The sequence below is a fragment of the Halomonas sp. ND22Bw genome (assembly GCF_003011945.1).
Lineage (GTDB): Bacteria > Pseudomonadota > Gammaproteobacteria > Pseudomonadales > Halomonadaceae > Halomonas > Halomonas halophila.
In genome coordinates, this window is record NZ_PXWD01000006.1 from 121,314 (window position 1) to 137,919 (window position 16,606).

Sequence of the window (16,606 nt, forward strand, 5' to 3'; positions counted from 1 at the left end):
AGTTCCTGTGACGATGATTTGACTCATTGATTAATGAGAATTATTGCTTTTTGTATCGCCGGCTGAGGTATGCGCCGCGCTCACTCATCTATGCGCAGCGCTCAGGTGGCGTTCGTCAGGGAACTCGGCGGGACGCCGTAGCGACGGCGGAAGGCGGTGGCGAAGTTGGTGGCGTGGCGGTAGCCGCAGAAATGGGCGGCCTGCTGCACGCTGAAGCCGCGGCTCAGGTAGTCGTGGGCGAGACCCAGACGGCAGTCGCGCAGGTAGTCGAAGACGCTCATGCCGAAGGCCGCGCGGAACTTGCGGCGCAGGCTGGCGGGGCTCATGGCGGCGAGCTCGGCCAGGGCGCTCAGGCTGTGCTCTGCCGCGGGATCGTCTTCCAGGGCGGCGCGTACCCGTTCGAGGCGCCGCTGTTCCCGTGGCGGCAGGCGTGATGCATTCGCGTCATCGAGCGTGTCCTGCGGCAGGCCGAAGGCCACCAGCTGCAGCCCCAGGCCCTCGAACAGCAGCCGCTGGGCCGGGGCGGGCAGTGGCGTGGTGAGCGCCTGCTCGAGCCCCTGCAGCAGCGAGCTCGGCGGTCGCCAGGCGTGCATCCGCGAGCCGTCGTGGCCGGGCTGCGCCGGGCCCAGTTCGGCCAGCCGTGTCTCGCTGAGGCTCAATGTCAGCGCACGCAGGCGCTGGCCGGCGGGCTGGGTGGCCCGCAGGCCGTGGCGCGCATCGAGGCGCAGGCTCAGCGCCATGCCCGGGGTCAGCGTCAGGGTGCGTCCCTCGAGGCTGACGTCGGCGCAGCCTTCCAGCATCACCACGATCGACAGCGGTGAGGGCGCATGGGAGTGAGAGTCGTAGCGGTGCAGCACCTCCACGTCGGAGGCCACCAGCTCCATGCCCTGGCCCAGCGACAGCTCGCGTACCTCGCCGCGCACCACCGGTTCTTCCTCGCGGGAGGCGAGCGCCGGCACCCGGTAGTCGATGCCGTAGCGCCGCCCGTAGGCCTGCAGGTCGCGGGCGGAGTGCTGGCGCACGCCGGCCGCCGTGCTCACGAAGCCGCCCGTTCGAGTGTCGTTGCCTTCTTCGCCTTGGACGCCTTGCCCTGGCGCCGGCATTCCAGCGGGCAGTTGGCGCAGTAGCCGAGCTCGTCGATCAGATAGCGGATGCAGCACTGTCGCCGGACGCGGCTCGGGGCTTCAGGGGTGGCGGGCTCGACATAGCGCACCGGCTGGTAAAGCGGGTTGCGGCGCCCATCGGGCAGCTGGCGGCTCGTGATCAGGGCTCGGGCGGGCTCGACCGTCCCCGCGGAGGCCATGGGATGGTCGGCGAGGGCGTTGGTGAAGTGTTCGATGTAGTTGCCGGCATTGCTCCAGAACACCTTGGGCGAGGCGCCGCTGATCGAGGCCAGCGCCTCGATCAGCGGCGCCAGGTGGTCGTCGACCAGGGTGGCGAAGCGCGACAGCCCGTCGAGATCACCGAGCGGGCGGCCGGCATGGCGCAGGCTGAAGCCGGCGGTCTGTCCCTCGTCCGTCTGGATCACATGCAGCGTGTCGATCCCCAGGGGCAGGTCGCGTTCCAGCAGCAGGTTGGCCGCCAGGCCATGGGCGGCCAGGCCGGCGAAGTGCCACTTGGACCACAGCGAGGCCACCGCCCGGCGGTCGCCGTGGCCGTACTGGGCGCCGAAGCGCGTGAACAGCGCCTCCAGCCTGGCTGGGTCGAGAAGGCGATGTGCGGGGAGGGTGTCCGCGCCGGGAGTGGCCTCGACGCGAGGCGGCGTCAGGAAGTCGAGGGGGCCGAGATAAAGCTGCGACAGCGCGAGGGTCATGGCGCATTCACCGGAAGAAGCGTTCGGGCATGGTAGATCAAATGGGAATCGTTATCAAAGTGACGCACTGTCAGATCGCCGGCGCGGTCAGCCGGTCGCGACAGTGCGAGATGGCTTGTCTGACGTAGCGCCCTGCCATGCGCTCCGAGACGCCGAGGCGACGGCCGATCTCGGCCTGGGAAAGCCCTTCCAGTCGATGCCAGACCAGTGCCTGGCGCAGGTGCGGTGGCAGGCCCGCCATGGCGCGCTCGAGGCCGCGACGGCACAGCCGGCGCTCGGCGGCGGCCTCGGGGTCCGAATAGCTGGCGGCATGGGGGCAGGCCAGACACGCGATGTCATCGTCCTCCGTCGGCCGGTCGCCGGGGCGTGCCTGGCGGCGGCGATGATGGTCGATGAGCAGGTTGCGGGCGATGCGGAACAGGTAGGCACGGGGCTGTTCCAGTCGCGTGTCGGACGCGTTGGCGTCGAGTTGCTGCCGGCCGAGGCGCAGGAACACCTCCTGACACAGATCGTCGGCCAGGTCGGGGCAGGGCAGCTGGTGTCTGAGAAAGGCGGTGATGTCCCGGGCGTGGGCGCGGAACAGGGTGTCGAGGGTCGGGGAATCCATTCGTGGAACGCTCCGTACGTTGTGCCGGAACGGCGATTCTATTCAATAATGATTATTATTATCAAATATAATCGCCCAGGAACGAGGGTCCTGGGCGAAGCGTGTGCTCGCTGACGTCAGGCCGAGCATGATGCGCGGCGATACCGAGCGATCAGCTCGGCGTGGCCTCGGTCTCCTCACGGGCTCTCTCACGACTTCCCTCACGATCTTCCTCACGCGCCGTGGCGGCGGGGCGGTAGGGGGCGATCGGGTTGTCGAGGGTACCGGCGAACTGCAGGTTCTTGGCCGGATCGGCCAGGTCGATCATCTGCTGGTGGTTGTTGAGCTGAAGCCGGTTCAGGCAGGAGCGGGTGAACTCCGGGGCGAACAGGTCGTGACGGGCGAACTTGTCGGCGAACTCGGGATGGTCCCGCTGGTAGTCGATCACGCAGTCGGCCACCAGCGCCCAGAAGCGCGACTCGGTGATGTCGCCCTGTTCGACGAGGATCGACGACATGAAGCGCAGGAAGCAGTCGAAGACGTCGGTGAAGATCGACAGCACCTTGAGCGGCTCCGGCACGTCCACGGCGATGCGGGCGATGGCCTCGGGCAGCTCGGCCTCGACGTTCATGATGCCGATCTCTTCGGCGATGTCCTTCATGATCGCGCGTACCGGCACGCCGTCCTCGAGCTGCAGGATCAGGTTCTCGCCGTGGGGCATGAACACCAGGTCGTAGGCGAAGAAGCAGTGCAGCAGCGGGCGGAAGTAGGCCCGCAGGTAGCGCGACAGCCAGTCCTCGGTGGCGAGGCCCGAGCGTGCGATCAACCGCGGCAGCAGCGCCCGCTCGTCGCCGTCGACGTGGAGCAGGGCGGCCATGGTCATCAGCCGTTGGCCGTTCTGCTGATAGTGCACCGGGCTCTCGCGCCACAGGCAGGCGAGCATCTTCTTGTAGGCGCTGTAGGTGTCGAAGGCCGGCTCGACGGCGTCGCGGCGAACGCCGATGGCGGCCTCCTCGCGCAGCACCGTGAAGCCCTGGGCACGCAGTTCCGGGTCGCCGTCGACCAGGCGCTTGATCCAGTCGTTGATCGCCGGCGTGGCGCGCATGTAGCTCGGCGAGAGGCCGCGCATGAAGCCCATGTTGAGGATCGACAGCGCGGTCTTCACGTAGCGCCGGCTCGGCTGGCTGGTATTGAACCAGGTGCGGATCGACTGCTGGGCGCGGTACTGGTCGCTGCCGTAGCCCAGGCAGACGATGCGGCGGCGGGCCACCTCGCCGGCGAAGGTGATGGCCAGCTTGTGGAACCACTGCCAGGGATGCGCCGGCATCAGCAGGTAGTCGGCGGGATCGAGCCCGCGTTCCTCGAGGCGGCGGTGGAAGTCGCCCAGCGTCGCCTCGCCGAGTTCGTCACGCAGCAGGGCCTCGTAGTCGAGCCCCTCGATGGCGCTGTAGTGGGCGTCCTCGCGGTGCACGGCGAGCCACACCAGGGTGATCGGCGCGGCGGCCTCCGGGGCATAGGCGTGATAGTCCACGGCGTCGAAGCCCATGCGGCCGTTGTTGGCCACGAACACCGGATGGCCCTCGGTCATGGCGGCCTCCAGGGTCTGGAAGTCGGCGTCGACCAGGCCGGCGGCGTCCGGGCGGGTGTCGTCGAGCTTGTAGGCGCCGCCGAACAGGGTGCTCGCCACTTCCTCCAGATAGAGCGGCAGCATCGCCTCGCCGATGCCGAGCGGGCCGCGGAACTCGAGGATGAACTGCTGGGCGTCGAGCTCGGCGGGGGCGCCGTCGACGCGCTTCTCCAGCGAGTCGAGCTCGATCGCCCAGTGATCCAGCGCCCGGCGCCGGGCGCGGAAGCGGTACTCGATGCCGCCCTCGGGGGCGCTCAGCCGATAGTCGGCGGCCTCGTCGTCGCCTGTCGTGTCGGCGTTCACGGCCTCGGGGGCCAGCAGCCGCTCGTGGCCGAACTCGGCGATCGCCTTGCGGATCAGCCAGCGGTTGGCCCGGGCCCAGAGCTCGGGGCGCAGGTGGCCGGCGGTACGGGCCGGATCGGTGGCGAGGGCCGGATCCAGGCGCGGGCTCTGCCGGCTCACCGCCGCGGCGAAGCCCTGGCGATCGCAGAAGGCCAGGTGGGCGGTCTTGTCCTCGAGCTCGACCTCGCGGTCGTAGACGAAGCCGACCCGACGGTTGAGCGGATGAATCTGGCGGTTATTGACGTCCGGCTCCACCACGATGCGACGAGTCGCCGGATCCTCGAACATGAAGGCCAGGATGGCGGTGATCACCTGGGTGCTGAAGCCGGACAGCGGCGACTCGGCCGGGGCCACCAGGAAGTGCATGCCGCGGTCGCCCTCGGCGACGTCATAGTGGCGGCCGATGGGGTCGTGGCGCGGGTCGTAGCATTCGACCAGGAAGGCCGGCCGGCCGTCGAACAGCCCCAGGTAGCCCTGGGCGTGCTCGCTCTCCTGGAGCTCACGATAGAAGGCCTGCACGCGCTCGGGCGAGTGGCCCTGCATGCCCCAGAAGCGGGCGCGTGGCGCGGTGACCCACTCGTGGATCAGCGCCACGTCCTCGGGCAGGTGTAGCGGGCGCAGCGAGAAGGTGCCGAGCCCCTGGGCGTGGCGCGAAAAGAGGGGTTTCGTGGTCGGCGTCGGTTGGAACAGGGTCATGGATCAGGTCCTTGCAGAAACGGAATCGGATGGCGCGGCCGGGCGCGTCTCGGCGCCGACCAGCAGCCGCCGGTAGGCCAGGGCGCACAGCGCCAGGCCCGTCGCGGCGATGAGGAAGGGGGCGGTCAGCCCGAAGGCCTCGACCAGGCGGCCGGCGCCCCAGGAGGCGACGAGCACGCCGAGGCCCTGGAAGACGTGGACCTTGCTGAAGTCGCTGGCGTAGCGGTCGGGCGTACTGAGCTGGAACAGGCGCAGCTCCAGGCGCACGGTAATGCGGAACAGCGCCCAGCCGAACAGCACCCGGCCGGCCAGGATGGCGGTGACCTCGCCGCTGGCCTGCAGCAGCAGGCCGACGAGACCGATGGCCAGCGGCAGCAGGATGGCCTGGCCGGCGGGGCGGCGCGCGAGCAGGTCGAGCGCCAGCAGGGCCACCGCCACGGCGCCGGGAATGGCGAACACCGCGCCCGCCAGCACCTCGCCGGGCAGCCCGGAGGCCAGCTCCCAGTAGCGGGCGAAGAACGGCCGCGCTAGGTAGGCGCTGAAGGTGAATAGCAGCATCACCAGGCCCAGGCGCAGGATGGCGCCGCTGGAGGCCGGCGCCCGCTCGGTGGCGGGGGCCGCATGGGGTGTAGAGTGAGGCGCGCGGCCGCGGCGGATCAGCCAGGCGCAGACCGCGACCTGCAGGGCGTCGCCCACCGCCATCACGCGGAACACCTGGGCCGCGGCCCAGTGCTCCAGCACCAGGCCGCCGACCATAGCGCCGAGGATGCCGCCGGCGTGCACTACCACCGAGAGAGTGCCGATCAGGGTCGCGTGGCGATCCTGGGGTTCGAAGTGCATCAGGTAGGGGTAGACCAGCAGGTAGCTGGCCTTGGCCACCAGCATCGCCAGCGACAGGCCCCAGAACCACGGCAGCGAGGTGACCACGGCGCAGGAGAGGCTGAGCCCGCCCGCCACCAGCTGGGTGACCAGCAGCAGCGGCAGGGTGCCGACCCGGCGCGCCAGGCGCGCCCAGCCGGGCAGCGCCACCAGTACCACCAGGCAGCTCATCGCCAGGTAGGTGCCGACGTGGGACGGGTCCGTCACGCCGAAGCGCGCGGCGAAGAACTGCGGGTAGAAGGGCAGCAGCATGGCATCGCTGATCACCGCCACCGCGGTCACCGCCACCAGCCAGGGCGTCGGGGTCATGCCGGCTCCGTGCGCTCGGGTTCGAAGACCGCCTCGTCGGGCGCGCCGAAGCGCTGATAGGCGATGCGTCGCTCCACCGGGTAGATCTCTTTCCCGGTCATGGCGCGGATCAGGCAGGCGTTGCGATAGGGGCCCATGCCCAGGTCCGGCGCCGCCAGGCTATGGGTGTGCAGCTCGGCGTTCTGCACGAACAGCTGGCCCTTGCCGCCGTCGATGTCGTAGAAGCGGCCCACCGCGAAGCGCCCCGCCTCGTCGAAGGCGATGCGCGAGGCGATCGGTGCCAGGAAGTCCGGCATGTGGTAGCGGTAGCCGGTGGCCATGACCAGCGCCTGGGTGCGATGGCGATAGTGGCGCTGCTGCTCGGTGTGCCACAGGGTCAGGTCGTACTCGCCGCGCTCGGCATCGAAACGGCAGGTCTCGAGGCGGGCGTTGGTGAACAGCTCCGAGCGCACCTCGCCGATCAGCTCCTTGGCGTAGCGCAGGTCGTAGATGTCGTTGATCAGGTCCTCGTTGATGCCCTTGTAGAGGCCCTTCTGCTCCTGCGTCAGCACGTTGCGCGTCTCTTCCGGCAGGCCGTGGAAGTAGTCGATGTAGTCCGGCGAGGTCATCTCCAGGGTCAGCTTGGTGTATTCCAGCGGGAAGAAGCGCGGCGAGCGGGTGATCCAGTCGAGCCGGTAGCCGAAGCGGTCGATGTCGGCGAGCAGGTCGCGGTAGATCTCGGCCGCGCTCTGGCCGCTGCCGACCACGGTGATCGCCGGCTGGCGCTGCAGCTCGGCCTTGTGCGCGAGGTACTCGCCGGAGTGCACCGGGCGTGGCTCGACGTCGCGGCAGCCCTCGGGCAGCCATGGCGTGGTGCCGGTGCCGAGCACCAGGTGGCGGGCCAGGTACTCGCGGGCCTCGCCGTTCCCGGTGTCGCGGCAGCTTACGCGGTAGAGGCCGCTGGCGTCCTCGAACTCCACCCGCTCCACCTCGGTGGAGAAGCGCACGCTGTCGAGCTGTGCCACCGCCCACTGGCAGTAGCGGTTGTACTCGTTGCGCAGCAGGAAGAAGCTCTCGCGGATGTAGAAGTTGTAGAGCCGGCCCTGCTGCTTCAGGTAGTTGAGCACGCTGAAGCGGCTGGTGGGGTCGGCCATGGTCACCAGGTCGGCGAGGAAGGGCGTCTGCAGGGTGGCATCCTCCAGCAGCATGCCGGGGTGCCAGTCAAAGCCGTCGCGGCGTTCGAGGAACAGGCCGTCGAGCTCCTCGATGGGGTCGGTCAGGCAGGCCAGCCCGAGGTTGAAGGGCCCGAGGCCGACGGCGATGAAGTCGTGAACGTGCTGGGTCATGGGGCAATCTCGCGAGTGTCAGGAGGCGGCGGCATGCGCCGGGGAGGTGGCGGCGCCGTCGCACCAGGCACGGCCGTGGGCGACGATGCGCTCGACGATGGCGGTGAGGTCGTCGACGCGGGTCTCCGGGTTGAGCAGGGTGAACTTCAGGTAGCGACGGCCATTGACCCGGGTGGCGGCGATCACTCCCTCGCCGTGGCGCGACAGCGCGGTACGCACGTTGGCGTTGAGGGCGTCCAGCGACGCATCGTCCAGGTCGATGTCCTCGGGCCGGTAGCGGAACACCAGGGTGCTGAGCGGCGGGTCGAGCAGCACCTCGATGTCCGGCCGGGCGGACAGCCGCGCGTGGGCCTCGCCGGCCAGGTCCATGACCCGCTCGAGCATCTCGCCCAGGGCGTCGGCGCCCATGATGCGCAGCGTCATCCACAGCTTGAGGGCGTCGAAGCGCTTGGTGGTCTGCAGGCTCTTGTTGACCTGGTCCGGGGTGCCGGCCAGCGCCTGGCTCTCGGGGTTCAGGTAGTCGGCGTGATGGGTGACGTGGCGCAGGTCGCAGCCGCGGCGCACCAGGAAGGCGCTGCAGCTCACCGGCTGGAAGAAGGTCTTGTGGTAGTCGACGGTGACCGAGTCGGCGTGCTCGATGCCGGCCAGGCGGTGGCGCTCGCGGCGCGAGCACAGCAGGCCTCCGCCATAGGCGGCGTCGACGTGCAGCCAGATACCGTGCTCGCGGCACAGCGCGGCGATCTCCTCGAGCGGGTCGATGCTGCCGAAGTCGGTGGTACCGGCGGTGGCCACTACCGCGATCGGGATCAGGTCCAGGGCGATGCACTCCTCGAGGCGCGCCTTGAGCGCCTGCGGGTCCATGCGGTAGTCCGCGTCGGTGGCCACCGGCATCACCGCCTGGTAGCCGAGCCCGAGGATCGCCGCCGACTTCTGCAGGCTGAAGTGGCTGAGCTCGGAGCCGAGGATGCGCAGCCGCTGATGGTCCGCCGGCAGGCCCTGCTGCTTGTTGCCGCCGGGGCGGTCCTGGCGGGCGCCGTGATGGTCGCGGGCGATCATCAGCGCCATCAGGTTCGACTGGGTACCGCCGCTGGTGAATACGCCGTCGGCGTCCTGGCCCAGGCCGATGCGCTCGGCCGTCCAGTCGATCAGCGACTGCTCGATGAAGGTGCCGCCGGCGCTCTGGTCCCAGGTGTCCAGCGAGGAGTTGATCGGCGCCAGGATCGCCTCGGCGAGCACGCCCGGCAGCACCACGGGGCAGTTCAGGTGGGCCACGTAGCGCGGATGATGGAAGTAGACGGCGTCGTCCAGATAGACGTGCTCCAGCTCCTCCAGGGCCGGGCGCAGCTCGCCGAGCGGCGCGTCGAGATCGATGGCCTCGAAGCGGCCGCGCAGCTCCTCGGGCCGGGCGCCGGTGAAGGGCCGCTCGACCTCGGCGACCTTGCGCCGCACCAGGTCGATGCAGCGGGTCGCCTGCTGCCAGTAGGCCTCGGCGTGCCGGGAGTTGAACAGCTGATGGGATGCCAGCGGGGCGGGCTCGGTACCGAGCCGCGGCCCGGGCGCTTCAATCCGTGATGTCATGGGCACCTCGTTCTTTCTGCCTGGCCGGGCCCACATGGCCCGGCGCCTGATGCCTCGCGAGCACGAGACGATGCTCCCTTGCGAATAAAAATCTTTATCATTATTTGGCGTGTGCAGGAGGGCTGACGCAGGCGAGGCGCAGAACTGAACCGCGACGACGACATTATTTCTGACGACCGGGGGACGCCGTCACGCTGCGGCGAGGGAGTGGCGCAGGCTGAAGGCAGCAGGAGCACCGCTTGCTGCGTGAAGAGCGCGGTCTGTCAGGGAGTTAGCGAGAGGAAGGGGCAAGAGGTGCTGGGGGTAGCGGCGATGCCTCTGGCCTCGGCCAGCGGCTTTCGCTATCATACGCAGCCGCTGTAAGGGCCTGTAGCTCAATTGGTTAGAGCAGAGAACTCATAATTCTTTGGTTTCCGGTTCAAGTCCGGGCGGGCCCACCAGAAAACAGATAATTACGCACGTTTTCTGCCCTCCTTACGCAGCTTCCTGCCGCAACTGTCTACATACTGTCTACAGCTCGCTTTTCCGGCATTCCCGCCGCAATGTTCGCTTGGCTTACAGCCGATGTGGTCGATCTCTTACATCCGAATAGCCACCTCCCGAGTAGCTTGAAGCCATTACGGGGAGGGGCAGATGACTACCATTACAATTGAGCCAGAACCCATCCATGGCGGATGGATCATGCTCTGTAGCTGTGGGAGCACGGAGATTCTGCTGGACCAGGGCAAAGACTGGAACGCTTTTCAGGTCGCACAGCTTTCGGGAACGCTCTATCGGGTCACATGCCTCTCATGCGGAACTATCTCCGAGCTTTACCAGGCAAGGAATGGAGAAGGGCAAGAAGATGCCCATCAACTCACAGACCGGGTGCCGCAGGACCGTATCTGACTGCTTCGCTGAGATGATCCGGTGACAGGTGCGCATAGCGCATGGTCATCTGGATCGACTGGTGGCCCAGGATCTTCTGTAGCGTGAGCAGGTTGCCGCCGTTCATCATGAAATGGCTTGCGAAGGTGTGCCGCAGGACGTGGGTTCGCTGGCCACGGGGTAGCTCGATGCCGCTGCGATCCAAGGCGCGAGTGAAAGCCAGGTAGGCGTCCTTGGCGAAAAGCCTTCCCATTTTAGGGCCATGCTCGAGGAGCTTCTGGTAGAGATCCTGGCTGACAGGCACTGTCCTGGTTCGGCCATTTTTGGTGTTGGCGAAGGTGATGCGCTGCTGCCGGACGTACTCGACTCGGAGGGTCTGGGCTTCGCTCCAGCGGGCGCCGGTGGTCAGACAGATGGAGGCGATCAACACCACGTGAGGGTTCCGGGACTGGCGTAGTTCGTGAAAGAGTGCGTCGATCTGTTCCGGCGTCAGGTATGACGGGGCGCGCTCGGGAATCCGCAGGGCCTTGAGCTTGGCGAAGGGGTTATCGCCTTTCCACTCGTCCATGCGGATTGCGTAGTTGAACACGGCCCGCAGGTAGCTGATGTCATGGTTGACGGTGTTCGGCGATAGCCCTTGTTCCAGGCGCTGTTGGCGGAATCTGGCGGCGTCGGAGGGGGTGATGCTGCTGGCGATGGGGTTGCCCATCTGGTCGGCGAGCTGACGCAGCTTGTTCAGCCGCGAGTGAGTGTCGCGCAGGGTGGAGCCGTGCATGTCGTACCAGTATTGGACGAGATCCAGGAGCCGGCGGCGATCCCGTTTAGGCGGCATGTAGGGCTCGCCCATGGCCGCTTTTCCCTTCACGTAGTCCTCGAAGCGCTTGGCTTCGCCCTTCGACTTGAGGATCTTCCGCACACGCTTGCCGTAGCGACCCTCGGGCCACACGTCGACCTGCCAGCCGGTGGGGACTTTCTTGATGCTCATGCCGCCCTCCCTAGCAATCGTCTCTCGATGAGCTTCTGTTCGACCAGCTGCCGGAAGGCACCGGCCTGGATGCCGCGACGGCGGTAGTAGTGCTCGAGGTCCTGCCACATGCCGGAGTCCTTGAGGTATTCGATGGCCTGACGGGTGGTGTAGCCCTGGCGGGCGTAGATGGAGATCAGGTTGCCGAAGGCGAGGCAGACGTTCTTCTCGTTGCCCAGCCCGGGTTCCTTGCGGGCGCGCTTGTACATGAACGCGGGTTCATGGGCGTAGAAGCGCGGGTCGTCCTGGAAGCACTGCCATGCGGGGTCGATCAGGTCGCGGGAGTGATCCAGGCGGTAGCTCTGCAAGGCGCTGCGCCAGATCCCGGTGAGGTGGGGCACGGTGTCGGTGAAACGCTGGAAGCCGTGGGCCTCGTCCAGGACCTCGCCGGTGTCGACGTTGCACGGGATCCCGCGGGCGAACTCGGCCAGCACCGACTGATGAAAGCGCATCTCGATGCGCCAGACGTCGCGCTCGGGGTCGTAGACCGGGGCGAGGTCGTCGTCGGTGGCGTTGCGCCAGATCCCTTGCCAGAAGTGCAGCTTGTCGCGGTGGTGAGCTTCCCTGGTCTTGTTGTAGATCGCGCACTGGAGCGCCCCGGCAGTGCCGAACATGAGCGTTTCAGTCCGGCCGTAGCTGGTGGCGATGTTGCCGTGATCGAAGCTCAGGGTGTCGATACCGTCGATCTTCATGACCTTCTTCGAGCGGGTGACGAAGCGCTCCATGAAGTCCTTGGGCGGTTCCCATCCCTGGACGTCCAGGGCGAGATGAACGGCGCAGCCGGCCGATTCGACATGATCGAGTAGGCCGAACGCGATCAGATCCATGAATTTCTGCGCGTCCTCGGGGCTGCGTTCGTGCAGGTAGTGGGGCGATAGCTCGATCTTGAGGTGCGTGCCGATGTTCTCGGTCTTCACGTGCCGGGCCTGGAAGAACACGATCACGCCGAGGTCGTTGTTCTGCAGGCGGTAGCGGAAGCCCGAGCCGGACGCACCGGCCCCGATGGCCCAGGTGTGGCCCCAGAGGTCGATGGTGGCCCCGCGTCCCTCCTGATAGACGGAGATGATCTTGTCGAACTGGGGCAGATAGGGCAGCCCCCGGTAGAGCTGTCGAACCGTGTCGACGCCTGCGTGAAGGAGGTGGACCTGGCTGAGGTTCACCTGTCCCTTTCCGCTGATCAGCAGGGAGCCCGTGGCGTCCTGCTGCCCCATCGCCAGCGATTCCCTCGAGTAGCGTTCCCAACGTTCCATTTTGAAAACCACCTATTAGTCGTTATTGGCAGGTTTCGACACGCTTCGGTGTCATTCTGCGAGACGTGTTACAGGGGTGGTCTCGCCGGGCCGCGCGTGCGGCGCGGGGATGCGGGCGCAAGCGTCCTCTCCCGCGGCGCACGCTCGGCCCGGGAATCACGCCAGCCACCGGAGTAGCCATATGCCCCCCAGGTGCGCCGGGTAGAACCAGCGCGTAAGCCAGCGCGGCAGGTGAATCGGCGGTACGTGAGTGCTTACGAGGGCGAGCAGCAGACACACGCCCAGGAACGCCGAGACGCCGGACAGGCTCAAGCCGTACTGGGCCAGCGGCCAGCCGATCAGCGGGACGATCCAGGTGATCGGATGGCGGATGGCCAGCATGAAGGCGAGGATCAGCCCCAGGGCGAGCGGGCCGTATTCGACGTGGAACGTGGCGATCGCCAGCGCGGCGCCAATCAGTAATGCCCATGGGTCACGGTGCCGGTGATAGGCGGCGAGGTAGGCGGCGGCCGCGAGCGTGAAGCAGATGTTGCCCAGGGGCTGGCCATGCAGGGCCATGAACGGCAGTTGGGCGAGCAATGCGATGGTGAGTATTCGGTCGGCGTAGCGGCGCGCGTCGGCCGTGTGCAGGGCGTGCCACGCGACCATGAAACAGAACAGCGGCAGGGCGACCCGGCCCAGGGTAACGCGCAGGATCGGGGAGACGTCGCCGGCCGGGAGCCACAGGCTGACGTGGTCGATGGCCATGGTGACGATGGCGATGCCCTGGACGAGCGGCAGCCAGCCAGGGATGACGCGGGCGGCGGCAGCCGGGGCGGCGATGGCGGTGGTGTTCATAGCTTCAGCACCTCCACGTCGTACGGCAGACCCAGTTCCATGGCGTTGAGGCAGTCGGGGGTGGTGGTGCGGATCGGCTTCCCGTCCTGGTCGTAGAGCTGGCAGTAGTCGTCCTGTCGCAAGCCGCCATAGGCGGTGACCGTGTCCGGTGGCGCGACGGGGGCGGTCGAAACGGGCGATTCGGCAGGCGCGGTGTCCTCGGGCTCCGCTTGACCGTCGACGCCCAGGAAGCCCGTCACCGAGTTGGCGGCATAGACCACGGCGCCGGCGGAGCCGAGGAACACGAAGGGGGCAATGATCAGGATGCGCGGCAGGCGGCGGGTGCCGGTGTGGATCGACGCCGAGGTGTATTCGGCGAAGACCTCCTTGGGGTGCTTCCAGACCGACACTTCACAGTCGGCGTCGCCCTTGTGGGCCATGGGGTTGGTGTGACACACGCCCTCGAAGCGGTAGACCAGGGCGCCGCCCATCTTGCCGCGCCGCATCAGGTGCTCGTGGACTTCGACCAGGGCGCGGACATCGCTGGTGACCTGGGACGGGTTCTGGCAGGTGAGGATGAAGTCGATGCCGCGATGGCGGTGGGTTTCCAGTTCGGCGATCTCGGCGGGCGGTGTGCCGGTGTTGCGGTAGCGGCGCCATCGTTGCTGGCACTCGTCCAGGACGATGACCGAGCCGTCGGGGCAGTCCATCCATTCGTCGGGGATCGGGGCGGCCCGATTCCAGCCGTTGATGTTGGAGAACACCGGGCGGTCGGGGTGCTCGTCCATGAGCTTGAGCGTCATCCAGATGGCGCGCAGTGTCTTGCCGGCGCCGGGTACGGCGGTGATCAGGTGCAGGGACATGTCACTTGCCTCCGGTGATGGCGGCGCTGGGCTTGAGGCTCCAGGCGTTCATGGTCGCGCGGAGCATCAGCGCGGCGCCGATGGACGAGAGGCCGACGTTGAAGCCGGCGAGCTGGACGAACCACAGCACCTGGCCGGACTGGCCGAGGTAGGACGAGGCCTGGGACAGCAGGCCGTTGATGAGGGCGGTGCCGATGGTGGTGAAGACGACGAGGCCGGCGACGCGGGCGATCAGCGAGCTGACCAGATAGGTGGCGAAGCCGGACAGGATGCTGACGATGATGGCGGGCATGATCAGTTCCCCCTGAGCACGATGTAGAGCGAGAGGATCATGCAGACCCCGATGACGGCCCCGCGCAGCATGCCGGCGACATCGCAGGCCGGCTGCCAGTCGAGGGTGATGGAGCCGCCGAAGGGCACCGAGATCTGCGTGGCACCGGGGCAGCTACCGCCGCCGAGACCGATGCTGTAACTGGGCAGCGAGTCGATGGTCTCGACCTGCCATTCGGGGTCGACGTCGGGAAACGGCGGGATCGGCTGTTCCCAGTCCTCGCGGTTCTGGTCCTCGGCGCTGTGGCCGTCGGTGCCGGCGTCGGAGTAGGGCGGGTTATCGCCCCGGGATTGGGCACGGATGTTCTCGCCACGCCGGCCCACGGCGGTGGCGATCTCGGGGGCGATGTTCTGGGACTGGGTGGGCACGACGGCGGATTCGGGCCCGGGAAGGACGCTGATGGCCTCTTGCCATTCGGGGATATCGTCCTGGGAGTTCACCAGCTCATCGAGCAGCGACGGGGCAATGTGCTCATCGAGCGCGGGATAGTCCTCGTCCTCGGCGGGCCGATGGCCGCCCTCCGGGGACACATCCGGCATGTTCGGGGAACGGCTCGGCGCATACTCGACCTTTTGATCCCGATACCCCGTACCGCCGGTGGAGGTCTTGCCCTTCACCCTCACCCAGAACTGGGAATCCGATCTGCCGATGATCTTGTAGAAGCCACAGCTCGTTAACGGCCGACAGGCGCGCTCGACGGCCGCCTGGGACGCCGCATAGGCCGAGGGATAGTACGAATAGCCCCCGGTATCGTAATGCCGAAAGGAGCCGGGATAGTCCGATGCCGGATAGTCGTCGACCAACTGACTCGCGCCATCCGCCGAGTCATCCGGCACCAGAATCTCGTTGTTCTCCGACAGGATGAAGCCCGCCGCCAGGATCGCCGCTTGCAGACCGGGATGCATGACCCCACGCCCCAGCGCTGCCAGGGCACCACGGCGCAGGGTGGCGGCCGCGACGGGGACCTTCTGCGTCCAGTAAATCCGCGAATGCACATTGGCCGGCTTGGTGTTGGCGGCGACACGGGCAAGGATGTCGTCGCCTTGGCGGCCCGCCGCCGCGATGCTGGACACGCGGGTCTGACCGGACGCCGATTGGGCTAGTGATGGAACAGGAGCCAGAAGGCCCCCAATAAGGCCAGCAATACCAACATACCGGGCGAGAGTTCGAGCATGGGTCATGGCCTCGGTCCTGAATCGAAAAGGGCCCCCGAAGGGGCCCGGGGTGGGCGGAGTGTGCGGCGCCGATCAGCGCAGCACGCGGCGGATCAGGGTGAAGACCAGGATGCCGGCCAGCACGCCGAGCACGGCGACCCCCACGGCGTTCACCGGCCCGGAAGCGCTCTGGATGGTGCTGACCAGGGAACCGGTGTCGATGCCGCCGCCTTCGGTGGCCAGGGCGGAGCCGGAGACCAGGGCGACGGGGATCAGGGCGATGCGGCGGACCTTCTTGGAGATGAAGCGGGTCATGGCAGTTACCTCATATGCGCGTGGAGAGATTGGGCGAGAGCCCGAATGGCCCAGGCGGCGGCCCAGACCAGTCCGATGGCGAGGGCGACGGTGACGGCGTCCTCGCCACTCAGCCAAGGCTGGGTACCAGCCTCGACGAGTTCGACGGCGTCGACCCACTCAAGTGGCCCGGTGCAGGCGCCGATATCGGGGTCGAACGTCGGGCAGACCTGCACCTTCATGACTTGGCGGCCTGCTTGGTGTCAGCGGGGGCGGCCTGGGGATGGCCGCTGGCGGTGGGTTGGCGCACGGCGATGGCGTGCATCGTCATCTTGCCCTGGGAGGTGCGCATCTCGGCGTCGATCTCGAGGTTGCAGGGCATCTTGTCGGCCAGCGGACGGAGCTGGTCGAGGATCTCGTAGGGGGCGGAGATGGTGGCGACCTCGAAGCCCACGCGGTTGTCGTTGCCGGCGTCGGCCTCGTTCATGAGCGTGAGCTTGGCGCCCTTGACGCCGTTGTCCATGGAATAGCGCATGGCGCCGATCACGCGGGCTTGGATGGTGTTGATCATGGCTGTGTCCTTCCTGTTGTGGCGGCTTGGCTGATGCGCTGTTCGCAGTGTTCAGCGAGAGCCGCTAGCTCGGTGGTGAAGGGAGAGTCGCCGTCGATCTCCCGTTGCTGGTACTCGGCTTGGCGATACAGGAGCGCGGCCTTGCCGACGTCCCGGCCGTGGAGGCAGCGGCAGGCCCGCTCCCTCAAGGCTCGGGGCTCCGGGCAGGGGGTTCCCTGCCGCGCCACCCTGCCCCTCGGTCGATCCGCACGGCAGTCGACGCCGTGGCCTCCGTCAAGGGC

At 67.5% G+C, this 16,606-nt stretch carries 16 protein-coding genes and 1 tRNA gene; 1 reads left to right on the forward strand and 16 read right to left on the reverse strand.

Features of this window, described 5'->3' with window-relative positions; all coding sequences use genetic code 11:
• Positions 1 to 101: 101 nt before the first annotated feature.
• The 7 genes from CVH10_RS09735 to CVH10_RS09765 all read right to left on the reverse strand — a co-directional run bounded on the left by CVH10_RS09735 (position 102) and on the right by CVH10_RS09765 (position 9,155).
• Entirely contained in the window at positions 102 to 1,040 is a 939-nt protein-coding gene (locus CVH10_RS09735; protein WP_106488540.1) for an AraC family transcriptional regulator, read from the reverse strand.
• The gene (fhuF, locus tag CVH10_RS09740; protein WP_106488541.1) at positions 1,037 to 1,813 is read right to left on the reverse strand and encodes a siderophore-iron reductase FhuF; all 777 of its coding nucleotides are present in this window, start codon (positions 1,811 to 1,813) and stop codon (positions 1,037 to 1,039) included. Before fhuF ends, CVH10_RS09735 begins: the two co-directional genes overlap by 4 nt.
• Positions 1,814 to 1,883: 70 nt before the next feature.
• Entirely contained in the window at positions 1,884 to 2,420 is a 537-nt protein-coding gene (locus CVH10_RS09745) for an RNA polymerase sigma factor (protein ID WP_106488542.1), read from the reverse strand.
• A gap of 151 nt (positions 2,421 to 2,571) precedes the next feature.
• Positions 2,572 to 5,064: a GNAT family N-acetyltransferase gene (locus tag CVH10_RS09750; RefSeq protein WP_106488543.1), complete on the reverse strand. Its 2,493-nt coding sequence runs from the start codon at positions 5,062 to 5,064 to the stop codon at positions 2,572 to 2,574.
• A gap of 3 nt (positions 5,065 to 5,067) precedes the next feature.
• Positions 5,068 to 6,252, reverse strand: a complete 1,185-nt coding sequence (locus CVH10_RS09755; protein WP_106488544.1) for an MFS transporter — start codon at positions 6,250 to 6,252, stop codon at positions 5,068 to 5,070.
• Positions 6,249 to 7,577 carry a lysine N(6)-hydroxylase/L-ornithine N(5)-oxygenase family protein gene (locus tag CVH10_RS09760; protein ID WP_106488545.1) on the reverse strand — a complete coding sequence of 443 codons (1,329 nt, stop codon included), beginning with the start codon at positions 7,575 to 7,577 and terminating at the stop codon, positions 6,249 to 6,251. The genes CVH10_RS09755 and CVH10_RS09760 overlap by 4 nt, the downstream gene beginning before the upstream one ends.
• 18 nt (positions 7,578 to 7,595) lie before the next feature.
• Positions 7,596 to 9,155 (reverse strand): aspartate aminotransferase family protein, encoded by a 1,560-nt coding sequence (locus tag CVH10_RS09765; RefSeq protein ID WP_106488546.1) that lies wholly within the window; start codon positions 9,153 to 9,155, stop codon positions 7,596 to 7,598.
• A 363-nt stretch (positions 9,156 to 9,518) separates the two neighbouring features.
• On the opposite strand from CVH10_RS09765, the gene CVH10_RS09770 reads away from it, so the two are divergent.
• Positions 9,519 to 9,595, forward strand: a tRNA-Ile gene (locus tag CVH10_RS09770).
• A 416-nt stretch (positions 9,596 to 10,011) separates the two neighbouring features.
• Here CVH10_RS09770 and CVH10_RS09775 read toward each other — a convergent pair.
• The 9 genes from CVH10_RS09775 to CVH10_RS09815 form a co-directional block, all read right to left on the reverse strand.
• Positions 10,012 to 11,007 carry a tyrosine-type recombinase/integrase gene (locus CVH10_RS09775; protein WP_106488547.1) on the reverse strand — a complete coding sequence of 332 codons (996 nt, stop codon included), beginning with the start codon at positions 11,005 to 11,007 and terminating at the stop codon, positions 10,012 to 10,014.
• Positions 11,004 to 12,296, reverse strand: a complete 1,293-nt coding sequence (locus CVH10_RS09780; RefSeq protein ID WP_106488548.1) for a hypothetical protein — start codon at positions 12,294 to 12,296, stop codon at positions 11,004 to 11,006. Before CVH10_RS09780 ends, CVH10_RS09775 begins: the two co-directional genes overlap by 4 nt.
• Before the next feature lie 156 nt (positions 12,297 to 12,452).
• Positions 12,453 to 13,133 (reverse strand): TraX family protein, encoded by a 681-nt coding sequence (locus CVH10_RS09785; RefSeq protein WP_106488549.1) that lies wholly within the window; start codon positions 13,131 to 13,133, stop codon positions 12,453 to 12,455.
• A complete protein-coding gene (locus CVH10_RS09790) occupies positions 13,130 to 13,975 on the reverse strand; it encodes a zonular occludens toxin domain-containing protein (RefSeq protein WP_106488550.1) in 846 nt (281 codons plus the stop codon). The genes CVH10_RS09785 and CVH10_RS09790 overlap by 4 nt, the downstream gene beginning before the upstream one ends.
• A 1-nt stretch (position 13,976) precedes the next feature.
• Positions 13,977 to 14,267: a hypothetical protein gene (locus CVH10_RS09795; RefSeq protein WP_035593883.1), complete on the reverse strand. Its 291-nt coding sequence runs from the start codon at positions 14,265 to 14,267 to the stop codon at positions 13,977 to 13,979.
• A 2-nt stretch (positions 14,268 to 14,269) separates the two neighbouring features.
• Positions 14,270 to 15,487, reverse strand: coding sequence for a virulence factor TspB C-terminal domain-related protein (locus CVH10_RS09800; RefSeq protein WP_146142928.1), 1,218 nt, complete (start codon positions 15,485 to 15,487; stop codon positions 14,270 to 14,272).
• A 66-nt stretch (positions 15,488 to 15,553) separates the two neighbouring features.
• On the reverse strand, positions 15,554 to 15,775 hold the full coding sequence (locus CVH10_RS09805; protein WP_046079106.1) for a major capsid protein: 222 nt from the start codon (positions 15,773 to 15,775) through the stop codon (positions 15,554 to 15,556).
• Positions 15,776 to 15,780: 5 nt separating this feature from the next.
• Positions 15,781 to 15,996 (reverse strand): hypothetical protein, encoded by a 216-nt coding sequence (locus CVH10_RS09810; protein ID WP_035593878.1) that lies wholly within the window; start codon positions 15,994 to 15,996, stop codon positions 15,781 to 15,783.
• Entirely contained in the window at positions 15,993 to 16,325 is a 333-nt protein-coding gene (locus tag CVH10_RS09815) for a hypothetical protein (RefSeq protein ID WP_106488552.1), read from the reverse strand. Before CVH10_RS09815 ends, CVH10_RS09810 begins: the two co-directional genes overlap by 4 nt.
• Positions 16,326 to 16,606 lie beyond the last annotated feature (281 nt).